Source organism: Nocardia sp. NPDC057272, from assembly GCF_042668615.1.
Lineage (GTDB): Bacteria > Actinomycetota > Actinomycetes > Mycobacteriales > Mycobacteriaceae > Nocardia.
Window position 1 is genome coordinate 120252 of the sequence record NZ_JBHUYK010000011.1, and the last position, 25811, is coordinate 146062.

2 protein-coding genes are annotated in these 25811 nt (G+C 68.6%); both read left to right on the forward strand.

From position 1 onward, the window contains the following. Window positions 1-654: 654 nt before the first annotated feature. Window positions 655-25029 (forward strand): non-ribosomal peptide synthase/polyketide synthase, encoded by a 24375-nt coding sequence (locus ACFULV_RS17465; RefSeq protein ID WP_378657759.1) that lies wholly within the window; start codon window positions 655-657, stop codon window positions 25027-25029. Next, window positions 25029-25802, forward strand: coding sequence for an FkbM family methyltransferase (locus ACFULV_RS17470; protein WP_378657762.1), 774 nt, complete (start codon window positions 25029-25031; stop codon window positions 25800-25802). The genes ACFULV_RS17465 and ACFULV_RS17470 overlap by 1 nt, the downstream gene beginning before the upstream one ends. The last annotated feature ends 9 nt before the right edge of the window (window positions 25803-25811 follow it).

The window sequence follows — 25811 nt, forward strand, 5'->3', positions numbered from 1 at the left end:
CCCCGAATATCGGTGGCAAACGATTTGGTATATTCGGCGCGCGACACGCGCGAGATCGGTATGTCCACCATAAAATCCGGAGCCGTGGTCTGCTCTAGGCGTTCCATGGAGTGTCGAATGTCGACAGGACTGCGATCAGCGGATTCGATCGATCGATGAGTTCGACTGCCGTCATGGCAAGATTTGCCGATCACGCTGGGTATATGCCATATCGGGGCCGGAGGTCGCACCGTCGGTGACCGGTCTGCATCGCGAGCGGCAGCGCGACATCCGCAGCTCCATCGCTTCGACCTGCGGTGTTGTCGGAATATTGGTTTCGCACGGAATGTCCGAATTCGCGACCGACCTGAATTGAATTGTTACTAGGGTGTTCCCTGAAAATCGTATGCCAGCTGTTTGCTGTCAGGCTAATGTCGAGGAGATGTTTCGGATAGGAGTCGGCTGGGTACCGCACCTCGCGGGGTGTCGGATCGGTGTCTACCGGATCCGTATCGGTCCTGAATACAGCAAGGGGAATTCGTATGGCTGTTCGGCAGTAAAGCGACCCGCATTCGGCGGTTGTGGTACACGTGAATACGTGGGGTAGGAAAGCGCACGGATTTGCATACTCGGAGTCTGTGCTAGGTCGATAGCCATGCGAGGGGTCGGTTGATCATGGAGTCTGTCGAGAGCTGTGCCGGTAATCAGGAGCTTATTCCGCTTTCCTCTGCGCAATACGGCATGTGGTTCGCGGACAGTGCGCATAGTGGACCGGCGACCAACATCGCGCAATACGTCGAGATCGAGGGGCGGATCGACGTCGCCCTGTTCAACGCGGCGGTGCATGAGGCGGCCGAGGAGACCGAGTCGCTCATGGTGCGGGTAGTCGAGGTGGAAGGTCGTCCCTACCAGGTCGTCGACCGTGACATCACGTTCAACGAACTCGTGCTCGACTTCGGCACGCACAGCGATCCGATGGCCGCGGCGCTGGAATGGATGCGCCGCGACTACACCCGGCAGATCGACATCACCCGAGATCAACTCGCGGTCACGCGGCTGATCAGGATCAGCGATGACCTGCACCTGTGGTACGCGCGCGCCCACCACCTCGTGATCGACGGCTATGGCGCGTTCAACGTGTTGTGCCGGGTCGCCGAGCACTACAACGCGCTGTCGGAAGGCAGGCCACCGGCTCGGCTGGTGGCCGCTCACCTGCGCGAGATCGCCGCGGGGGAACAGGACTATCGGGAGGGCTCGCGATTCGAGGCCGATCGACAGTACTGGCTCGACAAGGTCGCCGATCTGCCCGCACCCGCGGGTCTGTCCGGTCGGTCGGCGCGCCCGGGCACCGTGGACGAGGTTGCGGCGCGCGAACTTCCGGCGCAGCTGTGCGCGCTGCTCGATCGTCGTTCGGCCGAGCTCGACGCGTCGGCCGCGCAGGTCGTCGTCGCGGCGTTCGCTGCCTTCTTCACGCGGATGACCGGCGCCGACGAGGTGGTGCTCTCGGTCCCGATGAGTGCCAGGGTCACCGTGAAGCTGCGCAACGCCGCGGCGATGCTGGCCAATATGGTGCCGATCCGCTTCGCGATCGATGACGCGACCACTGTGGCGCAGCTGGTCAAGGCCTCGATCAGCGAGCTGGTCTCCGCGCTGCGTCATCAGCGCTACCGCTTCGAGGATCTGCGTCGTGAATCCGCCTCGATCGACAACTCCGCCAACACTTTCGGGCCCGTCGTCAACATCTTGTTCTTCGACTCCGAGATCCGTCTCGGCGACGCCGTCGGGCGCTATCACGCGCTCACCTCGGGCGCGCTGGAGGATCTGCAGGTCAATCTCTATCGGACCGGTGCCGACGCGCCGCTGCTGATCGAGCTGCACGGCAACGGTAACCTCTACAGTCAGCGCGACATCGACGCGCACGCCGACCGATTCATCGATTTCCTGCACCGATTCATCGAAGCCGACGCAGGCGAGCGGGTGGTGGAACTGCCGCTGGTGTCCGCCGCGCAGGAGCTCTCGATCATCGGCGAGTCGGCTGGTGTCGAGGGCGTCGCCCCGGTCGAGACGCTGGTGGATTCGCTGTCGCGACAGGCTCATTCGACCCCGCTCGCGGAAGCGGTCACCGCCGGGGGCAAGACGATCACGTATCGGGACCTCGATGAGCGCTCCACCCGGCTCGCCCGGCGTTTGATCGCCCGTGGCGCGGGTCCGGGCACGCTGGTCGCCATCGCGCTGCCGCGTGGCACCCAGCTGATCGTCGCGATGCTCGCCGTTCTGAAATCCGGTGCCGCGTATCTGCCGCTGGATATCACCCATCCGCAGGAGCGGCTGGAATACGTGGTCGGCCGAGCGGATCCGGCAGTCGTCATCGTCGAAGAGACCGGACTGTCGGAAGGTCGCGGCCAGACGCTGGTTCTCGGGCAGGACGACGACCTCGACGGTGCCGCGGACCCGATCAGCGATGACGAGCGGACCGCGCCACTGCGACCTGATGACGCCGCCTACGTCATTTTCACTTCCGGTTCCACGGGGCGGCCCAAGGGTGTGGTGATCAGCCACCGCTCGGTGGTCACCTACTTGGCGAATGCGTGTGCCGCTCTGGATGTTCGGGCCGACGATGTGTGGACATGGCTGCACTCGGTGGCCTTCGACTACTCGATCTGGGAGGTTTTCGGCCCGCTCGTCACCGGCGGCCGCGTCGTGGTCGCCGATGCGCCGACCACGCGCGCGCCCGATGAGCTGGTTCGCCTGACCGCTCGTGAACGCGTCACCGTATTCAGCCAGACGCCCTCGGCGTTCTATCAATTCGCCGCAGCTCAGCGGCGCTACCTCGCGGCGGGTGCGCCCGAGGGTGCGCTGGGACTGCGGCTGGTCGTGCTGTCGGGCGAAGGTCTGGATCCGGCGGCGTTGGCGCCCTGGTACGTGGACAACCCGGACGGGCCGGTGGTCGTCAACAGCTACGGCATCACCGAGACCACCGTGTTCGTCACCCACACCGACATGAGCGCCGATCTGGCGGTACCCGGCGCGCCCAGCGTGATCGGCGCGGCGCTGCCCGGCCTGCGCGCCTACGTGCTGGATCGGCGCCTGCGACCGGCACCGGTGGGCGCGTGGGGTGAAATCTATGTAGCGGGAACACAATTGGCTCGCGGCTATCTCGGGCAGGCGGCATTGAGTTCGGGTCGATTCGTCGCCGACCCGTGGGGTGCGCCGGGGGAGCGGATGTACCGCAGCGGCGACGTGGCCCGCCGCGATCACCACGGTGCTCTCGAATACCGTGGGCGTGCGGATCAGCAGGTACAGCTGCGCGGGTTCCGCATCGAACTCGACGAGGTCCGTGCCGCGCTGCTCGCCCATCCGGCGGTGGCCGCGGCCGCGGTGGTGGTGCATCGAGCAGGCACCGACGCGGCGCGTCTGGTGGGATACGTCGTACCGGCAGGCGCCGACTGCGATGTCGACGCCGTTGTCGCGCAGGCGGGTTCGTCGCTGCCGGACTACATGATCCCCAATGTCGTGCTGGTCGTCGACGAACTGCCGCTGACGGTCAACGGCAAACTCGATCTGCGTGCGTTGCCCGAACCGGCCGCCGGGAGCACCGCGAGCTATGTCGCGCCGCGCTCCGATGCCGAAGAGGTCGTCGCGCACGTCTTCGCCGAGGTGCTCGGGGTGGACCGGGTCGGCGCGTTCGAGAATTTCTTCGAGGTGGGCGGCAACTCGCTCACCGCGGCGGGCGCCGTCGCCCGGGTCGCCGATGCCACCGAATGCGCACTGTCGGTGCGTGATCTGTTCGGCAATCCGACGGTGGCAGGCTTCGCCGCGTGCGTGGGCCGGGCACGGCGCCGGGTGCGGCCCACGCTGACACCGATCGCGCGCGACGGCCTGTTGCCGCTGGCTCCCGCGCAACATCGGATGTGGTTGATCAACCGCGTCGACCCCGAGTCCGCCGCCTACAACATTCCGCTGGTCCTGCGGTTGACCGGGCGACTCGACCCCGCCGCACTGCGCATGGCGCTGGGCGACGTCCTCGATCGCCATGAGGCGCTGCGAACGCGCTACCCCGCCCGTGACGGCCACGGGACGCAGGAGGTTCTGTCGGCCGAGGCGGCTCTGGCCGACTTCGACTGCGTCCCGGAACAACTCGGGCAAGACCGGCTCGTCGGCCGGATCCGCGAGCTGACGGCCGATGGCTTCGATGTCTGCGCCCGCCCGCCGTTGCGCGCGGACTTGCTCACGATCGGCCCCGACACGCATGTGCTGGTGCTCGTCCTGCACCACATCTGCTGTGACGGTACGTCGTTGGCGCCGCTGGCAGCCGACTTCGCCGCCGCCTACGCGGCCCGCTCGCAGGCAACGGCGCCTGATCAGGTCCCACCTCGGGTGCAGTATGCCGACTACGCCGATTGGCACCGTCGTCTGCTCGGCGACGAAGCGGATCCGGATTCGCTCGCCGCTGACCAGTTGCGGTACTGGACAACCCAATTGGCCGATGCGCCCGCAGTGCTCGAGTTGCCGGCCGACCGGCCCCGGCCTGCCCGCCGTTCGATGCACGGTGAGGCCGTCACCACGCAGCTGCCCGCCCGGACCTATGCCGAGATCGAGCGACTCGCCCGCGCCGCGGACGTCACCCCGTTCATGGTGGTCCACGCCGCACTCGCCGTTCTGCTGGCCCGGCTGTCGGGAACCGGCGACATCGTGATCGGCGCCCCGCTGGCCGGACGCGGCGAGCCTGATCTTGCTCCGCTGGTGGGAATGTTCGTCAACACGGTGGCGCTGCGCACCCCGATTCGCGGCGAGGAGTCGTTCACCGCCCTGCTCGAACGCGTCAAGGACATCGACATCGATGCCTTCGCGCACGGCGAGCTGCCCTTCGACCGGGTCGTGGAAGAGCTCGATCCGCGGCGCTCGGCGGCCTACGCGCCCGTGTGCCAGGTATATCTGGCCTTCGACAACACCGAACTGCCCCGCCTGACCCTGCCCGACCTCACGGTGGACGTTGTCGATCCCGGCGCCGAACCCGCGAAGGTCGACCTCGTCGTCACCGTGGGCGCGAACGCCGCGGGCACCGGCGACGTCGCGGTGCGGCTCAACTACGCGAGCGACCTGTTCGATCCCGCCACTGTCGAGCAGATGGCCGCACGGCTGGGCCGGATCCTGGACGCGGTGGTGGCGAACCCCGCTGTGCCGGTGGGCGATGTGGAACTGCTGTCCGCCGCCGAACGCGCCGTGCTGTCTCCGGTTCGGGGCGCCGACGCGGTACCCGGCGTGGCGCTGTCGGATCTGCTGGCCCGAGGCGTCGCGATCTCGCCGGAGGGTCCGGCTGTCGTGTCCGGGACACAGTGCCTGTATTTCGCGGAACTGGACGCGTTGTCGAACCGGTTCGCCCGGCGCCTGCTCGACGAAGGAGCCCGACCCGGTGCGGTGGTGGCGATGGTCCTGCCGCGCTCGGTCGATTTCGTGGTCGCGGTATGGGCCGTCGCCAAAACCGGTGCCGCCCTGGTGCTGATCGACCCGCGCAACCCGCGGGATCGGGTCGCCTCGATGCTCGCCGACAGCGCGCCCCGGGTGGTCTTGACCAGCGCCGAAGTCGAGGGCGCTGCGCCCGAGGGCCCGTGGACGTTGCTGGTGGTCGCGGACCCGGTCTCGCGCAGCGTCACCGCCGGGTACTCGTCCGCGCCGGTGACCGACACCGACCGTGGCAGGCCCGTGCACCCCGGCGACGTGGCGTATGTGATCTACACCTCCGGAACGACCGGCGTGCCGAAGGGTGTCGAGGTCACCAACCAGGGGCTGGCGAACTTCGCCGCCGAACAACAGGACCGCTATGACGTCGAGCCCACCGTGCGGGTCCTGCAGGCCGCCGGTCCGGGATTCGACGCGGTGATGCTCGAGATTCTGCTCGCCCACCCCGGTGGCGCCGCGCTGATCGTGTCCCCGCCCGATGTCTACGCGGGCACCGAACTCGCGGCACTCATTCGGGCACAAGGGGTTACCCATGCCTTCCTGACGCCGACCGTGCTGGCTTCGATGTCGCCGGAGAACCTGGAGTGCCTGCGGGTGCTGGTCTCCGGTGGCGAAGCCCTCACCGCAGAGCTCGCCGCGACCTGGGCGCCGGGGCGCCGGCTGTTCAACGGCTACGGACCCACCGAGACCACGATCATGGTCGCGATCAGCGACCCGATTCCCGCGCAGGGGCCGATCACCATCGGCGGGCCCATTCGCGGGATCTCCGCGCAGGTCCTCGACTCCCGGCTGCGGCCGGTGCCGGTCGGTACGGCGGGCGAACTCTATATCGGCGGTGTGCAATTGGCGCGCGGCTACCTCGGCCGACCCACGGTGACAGCAACCAGTTTCGTCGCCGATCCCCGTGGCGCGGGCACCCGGATGTACCGCACGGGCGACCTGGTCCGGTGGACCTCGGAGCAGACCATCGAATACCTGGGCCGCGCCGACCACCAGGTGAAGATCCGCGGGCAGCGCACCGAACTGGGCGAGATCGAAGCGGTACTCGCCGAGGATCCCGCGGTGACCCACGCGGTCGTCGTGATCCACGCCGGCGCGGGGGCCGACCGGCTCGTCGGCTACCTGGTCGGCGCGGGCGTGGACGCGGAGCGGGTGCGCGCGGCCGCGCGCGACCGGCTTCCGGCGCACATGGTGCCCGATGTGTGCATGGTGCTCGACCGATTCCCGCTGACCGCCAGCGGCAAACTCGATCGCGCCGTACTGCCCGAGCCGGTGTTCCCGCAGGCCGTCGAAGACATCGCACCGCGCACGCCCACCGAACAACTCGTCGCCGGTATCTACCGCGATGTGCTCGGCGTAGCGCACGTGAGCGCGCTCGACAACTTCTTCGATCTGGGCGGCAACTCGCTCACCGCGACCAAGGCCGCGGCGCGCCTGTCCGAGGTGTTCGGCACCGGCATCGCGGTGCGGGCGCTGTTCGAGACGCCGACCGTCGACGCGCTCGCTCGCGAGCTGGATTCGGTGGATGGGCAGGCCGATCAGGGGTCGGTGCATCACCGGCTGGTGCCGCAGCCGCGTCCGGATCGGATTCCGCTCTCGCCCGCGCAGGCCAGGATGTGGTTCCTGAACCAGTTCGATACCTCGGCCGCGGTCTACAACGTGCCCGTCGTCGTGCGGATTTCCGGCCCGCTCGACGTCGAGGTGCTCCGGTCGGCACTGGCCGACGTGATCGTCAGGCACGAGACACTGCGCACCCGATACCCCGACAGTGACAGCGGACCGTGGCAGGAGATCCTGTCCCCGGCTTCGGCACCGCAGCTGCGGTACGTCGAGGTCGCCGAGACCGAGATCGCCGAACGGATCGCGAGCGAGACCGCCTTCGGCTTCGATGTGAGCACTGAGGTCCCGTTCCGGATCACGTTGCTGCGCGCCGCGGCCGAGGAATGGACCGTGGTGCTCACCGTGCACCACATCGCCATCGACGGATCCTCGCTCGCGCCGCTGGCCACCGACCTGGCCGTGGCCTATCGGGCGCGAACGGCGGGCGAGGCGCCTGCCTTCGCGCCCCTGCCGGTCCAGTACGCCGACTACACGCTGTGGCAGCGGCGAAACCTCGGCGTGCAGGAAGACCCGGCCAGTGTGACCGCGGGCCAGATCCGGTACTGGATCGCGGCACTGGCCGACCTGCCGCAGATGCTGGACCTGCCGACCGACCGTCCGCGTCCCGCACAGCAGTCCTACCGCGGAGCGAGCATGTCGGCCACGATTCCCGCCGACCTGCACCGCGACATCATCGCTCTCGCACGGTGTCACGACTCGACGCTGTTCATGGTGACCCATGCGGCGTTCGCGGTCTTGCTGGCGAGGCTGTCGGGCACCGGCGACATCGCGGTCGGCACCCCGGTCGCCGGGCGCGGCGAGCCCGCGCTCGACCCGCTGATCGGCATGTTCGTCAACACGCTGGTATTGCGCGTCCAGGTCGACCCCGCGGCCCCGTTCACGGAGATACTCGAGCGCGCCCGCGAATGTGATCTCGGTGCGTTCGACAACGCCGCGATTCCGTTCGAACAGCTGGTGGAGGTCCTCAATCCGCCGCGCAGCACCGCGCACGAGCCACTGACCCAGGTCGGTTTCTCGTTCCAGAACATCGATATCCCGACGCTGCGCCTGGGCGGGCTCACGGTGGCGGCCGACCTCGTCGAACCAGGTGTCGCCAAGTACGACCTGCATCTCACCCTGGTCGACACGGTCGACGCGGACGGTGCTCCCGGTGACATGCAGGTCGAGTTCGGGTATGCGACCGACCTTTTCGACGAAGCCACGATCGTGCCGATCTTCGAGCGGTTCGTCGCCATCCTGCGCGGTGTCGTCGCCGATCCCGGTGTGCCCGTGGGTGATCTGCCGCTACTGAGCCCGCGCGAACTCGACGAACTGGCGCTGCGCGAATCCGGCCCCGATGCTCCCTCGGACGGTGCGACGATCGCGGATCTGTTCGCGAGCCAGGTCGCGGCGACACCGGAGAATATCGCGGTCGTCGACGGCGAGGGCGGGGATGTGCTCACCTACGCCGCGTTCGGCGCCGAGGTGAACGCGCTGGCGCGAGGGCTGATCGGCCGCGGTATCGGGCCGGGAAGCGTGGTGGCCGTGGCCGTGCACCGCTCGGTCGAGCTGCTCACCGCGCTCTACGCCATCCACGCGGCAGGCGCAGCCTACCTCCCGCTGGATCCCGACCACCCCGTCGACCGGCTGCGCACGGTCCTGGCTACCGCGCGACCCGACGGGGTGCTCATCGGCGACGACATCGACCTGCCGACCCAGGCACCGGTCTGGCGTCTGTCGGATCTCACCTCGCCCACGACCGGCACCGCGCCGGTCACCGACGCCGATCGGATCAGGCCGCTGCGCCCGCAGGATCTGGCGTATGTCGTCTTCACCTCCGGGTCGACCGGTGTTCCCAAGGGTGTGGCACTCACCCACGAGGCAGTCGTCAACCAACTCCGTTGGCTCACTGGGCATTACGGGATCGGCAGCGACGACGTGCTGCTTCTGCGCACGCCCGCGACCTTCGACCTGTCGGTGTGGGAATTGTTCACCGCACCCACCGCCGGTGCCACGCTGGTCGTGGCCGGGCGCGACGATCACACCGACCCGACCGCCGTCGCACGGCTGATCGCTCGTCACCGCGTGACCGTGGTCGACTTCGTTCCCTCACTCCTGTCGGCGTTCCTCGACATCGCGAACCCGGACGATCTCGCCGCCGTCCGCCAGGTGCTGTGCATCGGTGAGGCGCTGGACTCCGCGACCGTTCGCCGGTTCCGCGACGTCAGCGAAGCACGCATCGACAACCTGTACGGCCCGACGGAAGCGGCCGTGAGCGTCACCGCCTACGAGATCGGCGAGCTCGACGGACCTGTCGTGTCGATCGGTACGCCCGAGGCGAATGTCGTCACGCACGTGCTCGACGCACGGCTGCGGCCCGTCCCCGCCGGTGTGACGGGCGAGCTGTATCTCGGCGGAATCCAGCTCGCCCGTGGGTACCATGCCCGCGCGGACCTGACGGCGAGCGCGTTCGTGGCCGACCCGTTCGGCTCGACGCCGGGGGCGCGCCTCTACCGCACCGGCGACCTGGTCCGCTGGGACACGGCAGGCCGGCTGCGGTACGTCGGCCGCCGTGATTCCCAGGTGAAGATTCGCGGCCTGCGCGTCGAACTCGGCGACATCGAGGCCGCGCTCCTCGCCCACGATCACATCGATGGCGCGGTCGTGCGGGTGTATACAGTTGCCGAGGGGCAGATCCTGGTGGCCTATGCCGTGAGCGACGAGGCGATCGACCCCGACTCGCTGCGGACGTACCTGCTGTCGCGCCTGCCCGCGTACATGGTGCCCGTCCAGGTGATTCGGATCGACACGATCCCGCTCACGGCCAACGGTAAGATCGACTACCGAGCCCTCCCTGCCCCCGACACCCGCGCCGCCGCGACCCGCTACCGCGCTCCTCGCGGGATCGCGGAGGAGACCATCGCCGGGGTGATCGGCGAACTGGTGCAGACTCCCTGGGTCGGCGCCGACCAGAACTTCTTCACCCTCGGTGGCAATTCGCTGCTGGCGACCCGCGTGCTCAGCCGCATCGGCGAAGTCCTCGGGGTAACGATTCCCGTACGCGCCATCTTCGAAGCGCCGACCGTGGCGGAACTGGCCCGCTGGGTCGAACAGCAGCGCGCCGTCGGCGATGTCGCGGGACCGGTGGCGAAACCGAGGCCTGAGCGCATCCCGCTCTCGCCCGCGCAGAGCCGGATGTGGCTGCTCAACCAGCTGAACCCCGAGTCGGCGAGTTACGTGGTGCCACTGTCGATCCGCCTCGACGGCGAACTCGACATCGAGGCCATGACGGCCGCGTTGCGCGATGTCATCGAACGGCACGAGATCTTGCGCACCACCTATCCGGCCCACGACGGCACCCCCGCGCAGGTCGTTCTGACCGCCGATGACGTCGTCGCGGCCTGCGATCTCGCCGTGCGCCCGGTGTCCGCCGATGAACTGCTCCCACGGCTGACAGAGTTCTTCGGCACCGGCTTCGACGTCTCGGCGGGCGCCCCGCTGCGCGTGGCCTTGTTCCGGCTCACCGACACCGCGCACGCACTGGCGCTTTCGGTGCATCACATCAATTGCGACGGCTACTCGGTGGCGCCGCTGGCCGCCGACATCATCGAGGCCTATCGCGCACGCCGGATCGGCAATGCACCCGAATGGGCTCCGCTACCAGTGCAATTCGCTGACTACGCCATCTGGCAGCGCGAATTGCTGGCCGCACCCGACTCCGCGCCGGGTCGCGACCTGCTGTACTGGCGCACCCAACTCGCGGGGATCCCGGATGTGCTGGCGCTGCCCACCGACCGTCCGCGCCCGCTCGAGCAGTCCCACCGCGGTGCGACCGTCCACGCCGCGGTGCCCTCCCGGGTGGCCGAAGCCGTGGCGGCCTTGGCGCGGCGCAGCGGCGTGACCCCGTTCATGGTGGCGCACACCGCCCTTGCCGTCCTGCTCGCGCAATTGTCGGGCAGCGACGACATCGCCATCGGCGTCCCGTACGCGGGTCGCGGCGACCGTGCCCTCGATCGCCTCGTCGGCATGTTCGTCAACACTCTGGTTCTGCGCACTCGCGTCCGCCCCGACCAGCGGTTCACCGACCTGATCGAAATGACCAGACGCACCGACATCGAAGCGTTCGATCATGCCGCCGTTCCGTTCGAACAGCTGGTGGAGGTGCTGAATCCGGCGCGCTCGACGGCACACGCGCCGCTGTTCCAGGTGATGCTCGCCTACCAGAACATGGCGCCCGCCCAGCTCGAGCTACCGGGGCTCGAGGTCGGCGGCATCGATGTCGGCGCCGACGCGGCGATCTGCGATCTGCTGCTCATGATCACCGAGGACCGGGGCCCGCACAACGAGCTCGCGGGCATGAACCTGCGCCTGACCTATGCCACCGATCTGTTCGACGACGCCACCGCGCACCGGTTCACCGAACAGCTCATCCGTGTCCTGGACGCCGTCAGCGCCGACGAGCAGATCATCGCCGGGGAGATCGACCTCGCCGACGAAATGAGCCGCAATCGGCTCCTGCGACCGCTGGACGCCCCATGGGTGAGCACGGACCGCACGCTGGTCGATGCCTTCGACGAGCAGGTAGCGCGCACCCCGGACGCCGTCGCCGTCCGAGTCCCCGGCGGCCGCGCTCTGACCTACCGCGAGTTCGACGACACCGTGAACCGCCTCGCCCGTCACCTCATCGATCTGGGCGCGGGCCCCGAAACGACTGTGGCCGTGGCGATTCACCGCTCGATCGACTTGATCACGGCCGTCTACGCCGTCGTGAAGTCCGGTGCCGCCTTCGTTCCGCTCGACCCGGACCACCCCACGGCGCGGCTGGCACACGTCCTGTCGGTCGCCCGGCCACTGCTGATCGTCACCACATCGAGCGACGAGAGCTCCCTCCCCGTCGCCATCGAGCGTGTCCGCTTCGACGAGCTGGACCTGAGCGCGTACCCCAGCGGGCCGGTCGGCGACGACGAACGTCGCGCACCGCTGCGCGCCGACAACGCCGCGTACGTGCTGTTCACCTCGGGCTCGACCGGTGCACCGAAGGGTGTCGCACTCACCCACGCCGCCACCGCCCACCAGTTGGCCTGGGCGCAAAGAGAATTCCCGCACGATGCGTCGGATGTGGTGCTGCACAAGACCCCGATCACCTTCGACATCGCGGTGTGGGAGTTGTTCTGGCCGTTGCAGACCGGCGCGCAGATCGTCGTCGCCGACCCCGCCGGCCACCGCGACCCTGCCTACCTGGTCGCGATCATCGCCGACGAGCAGGTCAGCACCGTGCATTTCGTCCCGTCGATGCTCGAGGTGCTGCTCGAGCACACCGGCACGACGCGGCTGCCGTCGGTCCGCTATGTGTTCCCGGCAGGTGAGGCGCTGGCCCAGCGCACCGCCGTACGCGCCAGGCAGACCTTCGACCGGGCCGAGGTCGTCAACTGGTACGGCCCCGCCGAGGCGGAAGTCGTGACGGCATACCGCTGCACGGCGGGTTCACGTGCACGGCGAACGGTCCCGATCGGTTACCCGGTTTCCGGAATGTCCGCATACGTGCTGAATGCCAGGCTTCGACCCGTCCCAGTCGGCGTTGTCGGCGACCTGTACGTCTCGGGCACCCAGCTCGCTCGTGGCTACCACCACAGGCCGGATCTCACGTGCGGCCGGTTCGTCGCCCATCCGTTCGGCGAGCCGGGGGACCGCCTCTATCGCACCGGTGATCTCGTTCGCTGGTCATGGGACGGTGATCTGGAGTATGTGGGCCGCAGTGACTTCCAGGTGAAATTCCACGGCCAACGGGTCGAGCCCGCGGATATCGAGGCCGCGCTGCGCTCGATCGACGATATCTCCGGAGCAGTCGCGATCGTTTCCGCTGACCGGATCACGGCGTATGTGTCGCCGAGACCGGGTACGACCCTCACCGGATCGAAGGTCCGCAAACACCTCACCCGACTGCTTCCGTCCTACCTGGTGCCGGCACGAATTCAGGTGCTCGACACCATGCCGCTCAGCTCCAACGGCAAGGTGGACAGGTCTGCGCTGTCGCACGTTGCCTTCGACGATGCGGACGGGTTCATAGCCTCCGACGCGGACAATGCCGCGACGCGGGCGACGATGCTGGCCGAGTTCGTCGCCCGCACAGACCGTGAGGCGGTGCTGGCGAAGATCGTCGCCGAGATCGTCGGCGCCGACCAGGTCAGTGTCGTTGCCGATCTGTTCGAGCTCGGGGTGAACTCGCTGTCGGCCGCTCAGGTGGCGGCCCGGGCCGAGGCCGCGCTGCACGTGCGAGTCGGTGTCCGCGATGTCTTCGATGCCCCGACCGTCGCTGAGCTGGCCGAACGCATCGCGACGCGCGATGACTACGCATCGGTGCCGCTGGTCCGCCGCCGGCACGGGTCCGAAATCCCCCTGGCAGCCGCCCAGCGGCGTATCTGGATCCTCAATCAGCTCGACCCCGCCTCCGGTGCGTACAACATCGGTTTCGCGGCCAGGCTGAGCGGACCGCTCGACGTGGCGGCGCTGCGCGCCGCGATGGTGGATGTGGTCAGCCGGCACGAGACCCTCCGCACGACCTATCCCGCGGTGGGCGGGCAACCGCAGCAGCTCGTCCACGACAGCACGGTCGGCGCCGCCGACATCGAACTGGCCGACGTCGACGATTCGACGGTGCTGACAGACCGGCTGCGCGAGGCAGTCGAGTCGGGCTTCGACGTTGCCACCGACATGCCGGTCCGCGTCCGTCTGTACCGCACGGGCGCCGACGACCACGTATTGGTCCTGGTGGTGCACCACATCGCCGCTGACGGTGCGTCGATGGCGCCGCTCGCCCGGGATGTGTTCACCGCTTACCGGTCTCGCCGCACGGGCTCGGCACCGGTGTGGCCGGCGTTGCCCGTCGATTACGCCGACTACGCGGTCTGGCAGCGCGAACTGCTCGGCGCCGAGGACGACCCCACTTCGCTGGCCGGGCGCCAGATCGCCTACTGGCAGCGGATTCTCGCCGACGCACCCGAACTGCTCGCCCTGCCGACCGACAGCCCACGGCCCGCGGTGCTGTCGATGGACGGTGGCAGTGTCGCCTTCACGATCGAGCCGGGTCTGCACGATGCCGTCGTCGCATTCGCGCACGGCGAAGGTGCCACGGTGTTCATGGTCCTGCACGCTGCCCTGGCGATTCTGCTCTCGCGCACCGCGCACAGCGACGATATCTCGATCGGCACCCCGGTCGGCGGTCGCGGCCGCCCCGAACTCGACGATCTGGTCGGCATGTTCGTCAACACGGTGGTCCTGCGCACCCGCGTCGCCGAGCAACTGTCGTTGCGTGAGTTCTTGGCCGACCTGCGTGGCGCGGATCTGGAAGGGCTGGCTCACGCGGACGTACCGTTCGAGCGTCTGGTCGAGATACTGGACCGGGCGGGGTCGACCGCGTATTCACCGCTCTATCAGGTGATGCTGGGCTTCCGCAATGCCGACCCCACTCGGTTCGAACTCGACGATATCGGCATCGAGGTGCTCGATCCCGGTGTTGCCCAGGCCAAGACCGACCTCACGGTGCTGCTGAACGAACGTGCCGACGGAGCGGGTATCGACGGTGAGATCGTCTACGCCACCGACCTGTTCACCGAGGCCACCGCGGCTCGGTTCGCCGACCGCCTGCTGTGGATTCTCGAGACGATCACCACGCGACCGGACACCATGGTCGGGGACATCGACTTGCTGAGCCCCGAGGAGACCGCGTGCTTGCTCCCTGCCGGGCGCGAGTCCGCCGGGGTGCCGAAGACACTGCCGTCCCTGCTCACCGTGGCTGCCGCCGACCCGGAGGCGACCGCGCTGATCGGTGCCGACGAGACGCTGACCTATGGCGAGCTCGACCGGCGTTCCGGTCAGCTCGCCGTGCTGCTGGCACGGGCAGGCGCGATGCCGGGAACCTATGTCGCCTTGGCCGTGCCGCGATCGGTGGTCTACCACGTGGTGCTGTGGGCGATCGCGAAGACCGGTGCCGCGTTCGTGCCGATGGATCTGCGTTACCCCGCGGACCGGCTGGCGCACATGGCCCAGGACTCCGGCGTCACGCTCGGTGTGACGCTGGACGCGGCGCGCTCGTCACTGCCGGACACGGTCGAGTGGCTGTGCCTCGACGACGACCAGGTGATCACCGAACTGTCCACCGCGCCGACAGATCACCCCTTCCGGGCAGCACGTCTGGATGATGCCGCGTACCTGGTGTACACCTCCGGCTCGACGGGCAAGCCGAAGGGCGTGGTCGTCACGCACGCGGGGTTGTCGGCGTTCGCGCGCGAGAAGCACCAGCACTATCAGGTGGATCGAGAATCGCGGGTCCTGCAGGTCGCCGCGCCCGCGTTCGACGCGGTGATGATGGAATCGCTGATGGCCTACGCGGCAGGCGCTGCCCTTGTCGTCTCGCCGGCCGAGGTGTTCGCCGGTGTGGAACTGACCGAACTGATTCGCGCGCAACGGGTTTCGCACGCGTTCCTGACACCCAGCGTGCTGGCGACCTTGCGGCCGGAAGGGCTCGACGCGCTGCGGATGCTCACCATCGGTGGCGAGGCGCTGTCCGCCGAACTCGTCGCGGCCTGGGCGCCGGGCCGTCGCTTCCACAATGTGTACGGGCCGACCGAGACCACGATCGCGGTGTGCGTCAGCGCCGCGTTGCAGCCCGGTGATCCGATCACCATCGGCGCCCCGATCCGCGGGGTGTGGGCCGTCGTGCTCGACAGCCGGCTGCGGCCGGTACCGGTCGGTGTCGTCGGAGAGCTGTACTTGGCGGGCAACGCGCTGGCCCGCGGCTACCTGAATCGGCCGGGGGCGAGCGCGGGTGCGTTCGTGGCCGATCCGTTCGGTGCACCGGGCACGCGGATGTACCGCACCGGTGACCTGGTGCGCTGGAGCGCCGAGCACACCATCGAATACGTGGGCCGCGCCGACTTCCAGGTCAAGATCCGTGGTCAGCGGGTGGAACTCGGCGAGATCGACGCGGCACTGGTCGCCTGCCCGAACGTCGCTTCGGCGGTCACGGTGAGCAGGCGTGGCCAGGCCGGGCAACCGACGTTGGTCGGCTACCTGGTGGCCGCCGAGGGGCGAACGATCGACACGGCCGCGATCCGCGACCGGATCTCGGGCGCACTGCCCGACCACATGGTGCCCGCTGTGCTCATGGTGCTCGACGAGATGCCGGTCTCGTCGACGGGCAAGGTGAATCGGCGCGCACTGCCCGAACCCGGTGCCGAAGTGCCGGATTCGGCCGTGGCCGCCGCCGCGAGCGAGTTGGAGGCGACCATCGCGGGGATCTTCGCCGAGGTGCTCGGTGTGGCCTCGGTGGGTGCGGACGAGTCGTTCTTCGCGCGTGGCGGTGACTCGATCATGTCGATCCAGCTGGCGTCGCGATTGAAGACCGCGGGCGTGGTCGTAACCGCACGGGACATCTTCGAGCACCGGACCGTTCGTGGGCTGGCCACCGTGGCCGGGGGCGCCGGACGGGTGCGTCTCGAGGAGCTGCCCGGCGGTGGCATCGGCGAGGTGACGCGAACGCCGATCGTGTCCTGGTACCTCGACCGTCCCACCGGCGATCGGTTCGCGCAGTCGCTGCTGGTCGAGCTGCCCGGCGACGCGCGCTCGGCCGACGTGATCGCGACGGTCCAAGCGGTGCTGGATCGGCACGACATGCTGCGTGCGCGCATGAGTGTCGCGCACCTCGAAGTGTTGGCGCCCGGAGCGATCGACGCCGAGCGGCTGGTGTCGGTGCGTGCATTCGGTGCCGAGAGTGCCCCTGGCAGTGCGGGTTTCACGTCGTTGGTCGAGGAGGCCCTCGAAGACGCTTCGGCCGCGCTGAACCCGGTGGATGCCGTCATGATGCAGATCATCTGCCTGCTGCCCGAGCCCGGCGTGGCGTCGCGGGGGCGCGCGCTGATCGTGATCCACCACCTGGTGGTCGACGGTGTCTCCTGGCGCATCCTGATTCCCGACTTCGTCTCCGCGTGGCAGCAGGTCGGTGCGGGGCGAGTGGTCGAACTGCCCGAGGTCGGCACCTCGATGCGCCGGTGGGCCGAGGCCGTGTCCGCCACTGCGGGCAGCCGTGCCGAGGAGCTGGCGCTGTGGCAGCGGATGGGGTCACGACCTGAACCGCTGCTCGGGCGCGCACCCCTCGACCCAACGGTCGACGTGCACGCCACGGTCGAGCGGCTGACGCTGACGCTGCCTGTCGAGCTGACCACCGCCCTGACGGATGCGGTGCCCCGCGCCGCGCATGCCACCGCCGATGACGCCCTGCTCGCGGGCCTCGTTCTCGCACTGGGACGTTGGCGTGCCCGGCGCGGTGTCGACCACTCCGGTGCGCGCATCCTGCTCGAAAGCCATGGGCGCGAAGAGCAACTCGCCCCGGGCGCCGACCTGTCCCGCACCGTCGGCTGGTTCACCAGCGCCTACCCGGTGGACCTCGACATCGACGGCACCGATCCTCGTGCCGCGGTGAAGGCGGTCAAGGAACAGCTGCGAGCCGTGCCCGACAAGGGCATCGGCTACGGCATGCTGCGATACCTGAACCCGGCGACCGCCGATCGGTTGGCCGCGCTGCCCGCACCACAGATCAGTTTCAACAACCTCGGCCGGGCGGGCGTCGACATCTCGGCACTGTCCGGGCTCGCCTGGATTCCCGCCGACGAGGAATTCGACCACCAGGGCTCGTTCGATCCGGACATGCCCGCGTCCGCCGCGCTGACCCTCGACATCAACACCGTCGACACCCCCGGCGGGTCGACCCTCGCCGTGCAGATCGGTTATGCCGCACGGCTTCTCGATCGTGATGACGTCGAGGAACTTCTCGACGAGTGGACGGCGGCCCTCGGGCGGATCGCGGAAGCGTCGGCACAAGAGCAAGATTGGGGACTGTCCCCGTCCGACATCCCGTTGGTCGCCCTGACCCAACAGGACCTCGACGTCTTCACCGAACGCTACGGACCGATCGAGGCCGTGTGGTCGATGGCGCCGTTGCAGGCGGGGCTGCTGTTCCACGCCGAACTCGCCGCGGGCGACCTCGATGTGTACACGGCGCAGTCGGAGATGACGCTCACCGGGCCGGTCGACGAGGCGCGGCTGCGGCGAGCTGCGGCGGACCTGCTGCATCGGCATCCGAACCTGCGGGCGGCGTTCACGCGAACGATCGATGGTGGTGTCGCACAGGTTGTTCCGGCGCATTCGGCCGTGCACTGGCGCCGCGTCGAGGCCCCCGAGACAGCACTGTCGCAGATCCTGGCAGCCGAACGCGAAACGGCCTTCGACCCGGCCGATCCGCCGCTGGTGCGATTCGTCCTCGTCGCCGTCGCACCCACCGAATTCCGGCTGATCCTGACCGCGCACCACCTGCTGCTCGACGGCTGGTCACTGCCGTTGCTGCTGCGCGACCTGGTCGGGTTGTACGCGGCAGGCGCGGACGCCGCCCTGCTGCCTCCCGCGCCGTCCTACGGCGACTACCTGGCCTGGCTGGACCGGCGCGACACCACCGCCGGTGTCGAGATCTGGCGCGACACCATGGCGGGTTTCACCGAACCCACCTTGATCGCCGACACGGTCGGCGAGGCCACCGTCGAGGTGCCGACCGATCTGAGCATCGATCTCGACGACGACATCACCACCGCCCTCACCGCACTCGCCCGCACTTCGGGTGCCACGATGTCGACGATCGTGCAATTCGCGTGGGCGACGGTGCTGGCCAACCAGCTGGGCCGCGAGCGGATCGTGTTCGGCGAGACCGTCTCCGGCCGACCGGCCGAGGTGCCCGGCGTCGAGTCGATGATCGGGCTGTTCATCAACACGCTGCCGGTACCGGTCCTCGTGCGTGGTGACCGGACCATCATGGCGGCGCTGGAACAGTTGCAGGCGAACAAGACCCGGCTGCTCGACCACCACCACGTCGAACTGTCCGGCATCATGGCCGCGCTCGGCGGCGGACAGCTGTTCGACACCCTGGTGGCATTCGAGTCCTACCCGGTCGACAGCAGCGGACTCGGTGACGCCGATATCGATGGAGTGCGGGTGACGGAGGTGGCAGGCACCGATGCCGCGCACTACCCGATCACCGTGCAGGCCCACCACACCGACACCTTGCACATCCGCCTTCGGTATCAGGCGGCTCGCGTCGACAAGGTGACCGCCGCCGGGCTCGCCGACCGTGTCGAGCGGGTCCTGCGTGCCCTCGCCACCGACCCGACCGGGCGTGTCGGCGATATCGACCTGCTCTCGGCCGCGGAGCGTGCGGCACTCGTCCCGGCCAGGGGGGCGGAACGAGTGGTTCCCGAACCACTGACCGATCTGTTGCGCCACGGCGTGACCCGACATCCCGAGGGCGTGGCGGTGCTGTCCGGGACCGAGACGGTGAGCTTCACCGAACTGGATACCCGGGCACATCGGCTGGCGCAGTGGCTGGTCGAGCACGGTGTCGACACGGGGGACACCGTCGGGGTGGTCATGCCGCGCTCGATCCCGTTGATCACCACGATCTGGGCGCTCGCCGAGATCGGCGCCGCGTGTGCGCTACTCGACCCCCGCAACCCGCGAGAGCGGCTCGCGGTCATGCTGTCCGACTGTGGTGCGCGTGTCGTGCTGACGGTCGCGGAGGTGAGTGATGCAGTGCCGGAAGGGGAGTGGGCACGCCTGGCCGTCGACGATCCGGCGGCCGAGCGCGAGATCGCGAGCCGACCTTCGCGTGCGGTGACACGGACCGTCCGCGACACCGACCTGGCCTATGTCATCTACACCTCCGGAACCACCGGCACCCCCAAGGGTGTCGCGGTGACCCAGGCGGGAATGGCGAACTTCGCCGCCGAGCAACGGGACCGGTACCAGGTCGGCCCGGATTCACGGGTGCTGCAGTGTGCGGCACCAGGATTCGACGCCGTCATGCTCGAAGTCCTGATGGCGCATCCGCACGGCGCGACGCTGGTCATCGCGCCGCCCGACACCTACGCGGGCACGGAGCTGGCCGGGCTCATCCGCGACAACGCGGTCACCCACGCCTTCCTCACCCCGACCGTGCTGGCGACCATGTCACCCGACGGGCTGGACAGCCTCAGGGTTCTGGTCGCCGGCGGCGAGGCTGTGCCCGCCGAACTCGCCGCGCTCTGGGCGCCGCGACGCCGGTTGTTCAACGGCTACGGACCCACCGAGACCACGATCATGGTCGCCATCAGCGATCCCCTCGCACCGCCTGAACCGATCACCCTGGGTGGTCCGATTCGCGGAACATCCGCGGTGGTGCTGGACTCGCACCTGCGGCCCGTGCCGATCGGGGTGACCGGCGAACTGTATGTCAGCGGCATCCAGCTCGCCCGCGGATACCTCGGCCGTCCCGGCGCGACCGCCGCCACGTTCCTCGCCAACCCCTACGATCCGGGCGCCCGGATGTACCGCACCGGCGACCGGGTCCGATGGACCGCCGACCACACACTCGACTACGTCGGCCGTACCGACCATCAGGTCAAGATCCGTGGCCAGCGGATCGAACTCGGCGAGATCGAGGCCGTCCTCGCCGAACATCGATCGGTCACCCATGCGGTAGCGGTGCTGCGCACCGACGACAACGGCGCGGACCGGCTCGTGGGCTACCTCATCGGCGACACGATCGACCCCGAGCACGTGCGGGCATCGGCACGCCACCGGCTACCGGCCCACATGGTTCCCGACATCTGCGTTGTGCTGGAACAGCTTCCGCTGACCACCACCGGAAAACTCGACCGCGGCGCACTGCCGATGCCGAGTTTCGCCGCTGCCGGATATCTGGCGCCGAGCGACCCGACCGAGTGCCTCGTCGCCGACATCTGCGCCGAAGTGCTGGACCTGCCCCGAGTCGGCATGCGCGACAACTTCTTCGACCTCGGTGGCAATTCGCTGACCGCGACGAGGCTGACCGCTCGCCTGAGCTCCACGCTGGGCATCCGGGTGGCGGTGCGCGACCTGTTCGAGTACCCGCGCATGGCCGACCTCGCCGCCCGGCTCACCGGCCGCGACCGGGTCGAACGCCCGGCACTGACCCGGCGGCCCGACACCGGCCCGATCCCGCTCTCCCCCGCCCAGCAGCGGATGTGGTTCCTCAACCAACTCGACGCCTCCGTCGGCGCCTATAACGTGCCGCTGGTGATCCGGCTGACCGGCGAGCTGGAAATCCCCGCGTTGCGGACAGCCTGCGCGATGGTGATCGGCCGCCACGAATCGTTGCGCACGAAATTCCCGGTGATCGACGGTATCCCGTGGCAGGTGATCGTCGACGTCGACGAGGTCGTGCCTGACCTGATCCCGATTGCGATCGAGGAATCGGTGCTGCCGAAGGCGGCAGCGGCGGTGCTGTCGAGGAGCTTCCAGTTCTCCGAGGCACCGCCGGTGCGGGCCGAACTGTTCGATCTCGGCCCGGATGATCACGTGCTGGTGATCGCCGTGCACCACATCTGCGCGGACGGGCTCTCGATGATCCCGTTGGCCCGCGACGTCGCGGCCGCCTATCACGCGGTGATCACCGCGAGCGTGCCCTCGTGGCCGCAGCTCACGGTCCAGTATCCGGACTACGCGCTGTGGCAACACGATCTGCTCGGCGACGAGCACGATCCGGAGTCGCTGCTGTCGCGTCAGCTGGACTACTGGCGCGCTACCCTCACCGGGCTGCCCGAACTCCTCGAACTGCCGACCGACATGCCGCGTCCGCCGGTCGCGTCGATGCGCGGCCGGACCATCGACTTCGACATCGAGGCACCGCTGCAGGAGCGGATCGCCGCGGTCGCGCGGGCCGCGGGCGCGACGCCGTTCATGGTGGCTCACGCCGCGCTGGCTGTCCTGCTGGCACGGCTGGCGAACACCCGCGACATCGCGGTCGGTACACCGGTCTCCGGGCGCGGGGAACGTGAACTCGACGACCTGATCGGCATGTTCGTCAACACTGTCGTCCTGCGCACCGAGGTCTCTGCCGATCAGCCGTTCGACGTACTTCTGGCCGACGTCCGGGCAGCCGACCTGGCGGCCCTCGCACACGCCGAGGTTTCCTTCGAGCAGGTCGTCGAGGCGCTCAATCCGCCGCGTTCGACCGCGCATCTGCCGCTGTACCAGGTGACGATCGACTACCAGAATCTCGACGAGGTGGTGCTCGAACTACCGGGGATCTCGGTGGAACCGGTCGAGGACTATGTCGATCAGGCGCAGTCGGATCTCAATGTGAAGCTGGTCGAGCGGTTCGCCGCCGACGGTCTCCCACTGGGTACGCTCGGCCGATTGACCTACGCCACAGACCTTTTCGTCGAAGAGTCGATGGAGCGGTTCGCGCAGTGGTATCTGCGCATCCTGGAGGCGGTGACCGCGAATCCGCAGGCGATCATCGGTGACATCGAGTTCATGCAACCGAGGCAGCGCTACGAGGTTCTCGATGCGGCAGGCGTGGCGGGCGCGCACGTTCCCGAGGAAACGATCGGTGGATTGTTCGCCCGGCGCGTGGCTGTGGCCCCGGATTCGGTCGCGGTGACCGACGGGACGACGGTCCTGACCTACGCGGAACTGGATCGGCGCGCGAAGTCTGTCGCCGCCCGACTGATCGCCTCCGGTGCGGGCCCCGAAACACTGGTCGCCGTCGCGATGCCGCGCTCGGCCGAGTTGGCGGTCGGGCTGCTGGCTGTGGTCATGTCGGGTGCGGGCTATCTGCCCGTCGATGTGGCGTACCCGGCCGAGCGGCTCCGGTTCGTGCTCGACGACGCACGACCGGTAGCGATGCTGACCACGTCGGCGATGGCGTCACAGACACCCGAATTCGCCGGGCCGACAGTCCTTGTGGATGACGACAACGTCGTCGACAGTGCGCAGAAATCTGCCGCGCTGCCGGACAACGTCGCCTACATGATCTACACCTCGGGCTCCACCGGTCGGCCGAAGGGTGTCGCGGTCACCCACCGCGATGTGGTCACCCTGCTCACCCACACCGCGGAGAAGTTCGACGTCGGCCCCGACGACGTCTGGACACTGTTCCATTCCTACGCTTTCGATTTCGCGGTCTGGGAGATGTGGGGCGCCCTGCTCTCGGGCGGTCGCCTGGTGATCGTCGACTACGACACCACGCGCACGCCCGACGCCTTCGTCGAGCTCGTGGCGCGCGAGCAGGTCACCGTGCTCAGCCAAACGCCGTCGGCGTTCTACGGATTCGTCGACGCGGAGCGCCGCTACCGTGGGGCGGGCGGCGCCGACCTCGCGTTGCGCTACATCGTGTTCGGCGGTGAAGCGCTCGACCCGTCCCGGCTGACCGGCTGGTTCCTCGCCCACCCGGCGGGCACGCCGACACTGGTCAACATGTACGGCATCACCGAGACGACCGTGCATGTCAGCTACGCCGAGATCGATCAGTCGGGCGGCGGCGGGATCGGTCGCGCCTTGCCCGGTCTGACGGTGTACGTGCTCGACGAGCGGCTGCGGCCGGTTCCGGTCGGCGTCGCCGGTGACCTCTACGTCGGCGGCGGCCAGCTCTCGCGCGGCTATCACGGGGCGGGCGCGCTGACGTCGGGCCGGTTCGTGGCTGATCCGTTCGGCACCCCGGGTAGCCGCCTGTACCGGACCGGCGATGTCGGCCGGTGGCGTCGCGGCGGGTACGGCCTCGAACTGGACTACCTCGGGCGCGCCGACGCGCAGATCCAATTGCGTGGTTTCCGTATCGAATTGGGTGAGGTGGAATCGGCGCTGCTCCGTCATCCCGGTGTCGCCCAGGCGGCAGCCGCGGTGCATCGCCACGCCAAGGACGTCGACCAGCTGATCGGTTATGTCGTCCCCGCCGACGGGCAGGAAATCGACCCGGCGCGGGTCCGTGACACCGCTGCCGACTTGCTCACCGGTTATATGGTGCCCTCGGCCGTCGTGGTGCTCTCGGCGCTGCCGGTGACGGTCAACGGCAAGCTCGACCGAAAAGCCCTGCCCGCACCCGACTTCGACCAAACCGAGGACGAATACGACGCGCCGCGATCACCGTCCGAGATCGCTATCGCCGAAGTCTTCGCACGCACCCTGAACGTGGCCAGGGTGAGCGCCGGTGCCGGCTTCTTCGATCTGGGCGGCAACTCACTGCTCGCGACCATGGCGGTGGCCGAACTGCAGGGCCGCGGCGTGCAACTCGAACTGCCGTGGATGTTCGACGACGCGACACCGCGGGCACTGGCGCGCAGGGTCGACGAGGCCGAGGGCGGTTCGGGCATGCAGGTGCTGCTGCCCTTGCGGCCCGCGGGCGAAGCCACACCGCTGTTCGCGATCCACCCGGCGGGCGGACTGGCATGGTTCTACGGCGGACTCGTCGGACATCTGCGCGGTGATCGGCCGGTATTCGGCCTGCAGGACCCGCATGTCGTCGCCGCCGAGCCCCCGGCCACGTCGATCGAGGAGCTCGCGCACCGCTACGTCGACGAGATCCGCCGGACCCAGGCCACCGGCCCGTACCACCTGCTCGGTTGGTCGCTGGGCGGTGAGATCGCCCACGCGGTGGCGACACAGCTGCAGGAACAGGGCGAACAGGTCGCGCTGCTGGCCATGATGGATAGCGCGGTCGGTGCGCCACCGATCACTCCCGACACCGATGCCGCGCCGGGTGAGCTGATGGCCGATCTGCTCGGTGGCTGGCGGGAACTGTTCGACCTCGGCGACACCGTCACCGCGAGCACCACCGAGCAGGCCTGGCAGGTGATCCGCGATCAGATCACCGGTACCGGCCTGTTCGGTGCCGACCAGGTGGACCGGGTGATGGAGAGTTTCGCCACCGCGGGCGAACTCGCCGACGACTACCACCCGCGGATCTTCGACGGCGACCTGATCTTCTTCACCGCGGGCAAAGACCGCGATGACACCGAGGCCGTCGCGCGGACGTGGCAACCGCACGTCACCGGCCGTATCCACAACACTGTTCTCGACGCTCGCCATCTCGAGCTGACCCACCCGTCCGCGCTGGCCGTGATCGGCCCGATCCTCGAAGGATTCATGAACTGATGACGACACAGCAGCAACTGCGCCTCGACGACGGCCGTACCGTCACCTGCACCAGCCCCGCCGAAGCGCGCATGCTCTGGAACGAGATGATCGCCGACGGGTACTACCGCCAGGCTGCCGCCACCCTGCGTCCCGGTGACCTCGCGGTCGACATCGGCGCCAATATCGGGCTCAGCGCGATGATGTTCGCCGAAACGCGCCCCGGTATCCGCGTGATCGCCGCCGAACCCGCTCCCGCCACGTTCGACTGTCTGCACCGCAATATGGAAGCCCATGTGCCGGGCGGTGTTGCCCTCGAGGTCGCAGTGGGCGCCGCACCCGGTGTGCTGCCGTTCACCTGGTACCCCCGCGCCACCGCGAACTCGAGTCTGTATGCCGACCGTGAAGCCGACGACGATGCGACGAAGACCTTCCTGCGCAACAGCGGCCTGCCCGACGACGCGATCAGCCTCATCACCCGCGGCCTGCACGACGGCGAGCAGATCGATGTCGAGGTCACGACGGTGTCGGCGATCCTCGCGCAGGAAGATCCGGTCGCCGAGATCGGCGTGCTGAAGATCGACGTCGAGCGCGCCGAATTCGATGTCCTGCTCGGCATCACCGAATCCGACTGGCCCCGCATCCGCGCCGTCGTCGCCGAGGTGCACGACCACGACGGCCGCCTCGCCGAATTCTGCGAGGTCCTCAATCTCCACGGACTCACCTCGCGTACCAGGCAGGACCCGTCGCTGGCCGGCACCGAACTGCACGAGGTGTATGCCGTGCGGGCCTGATGGCACGGG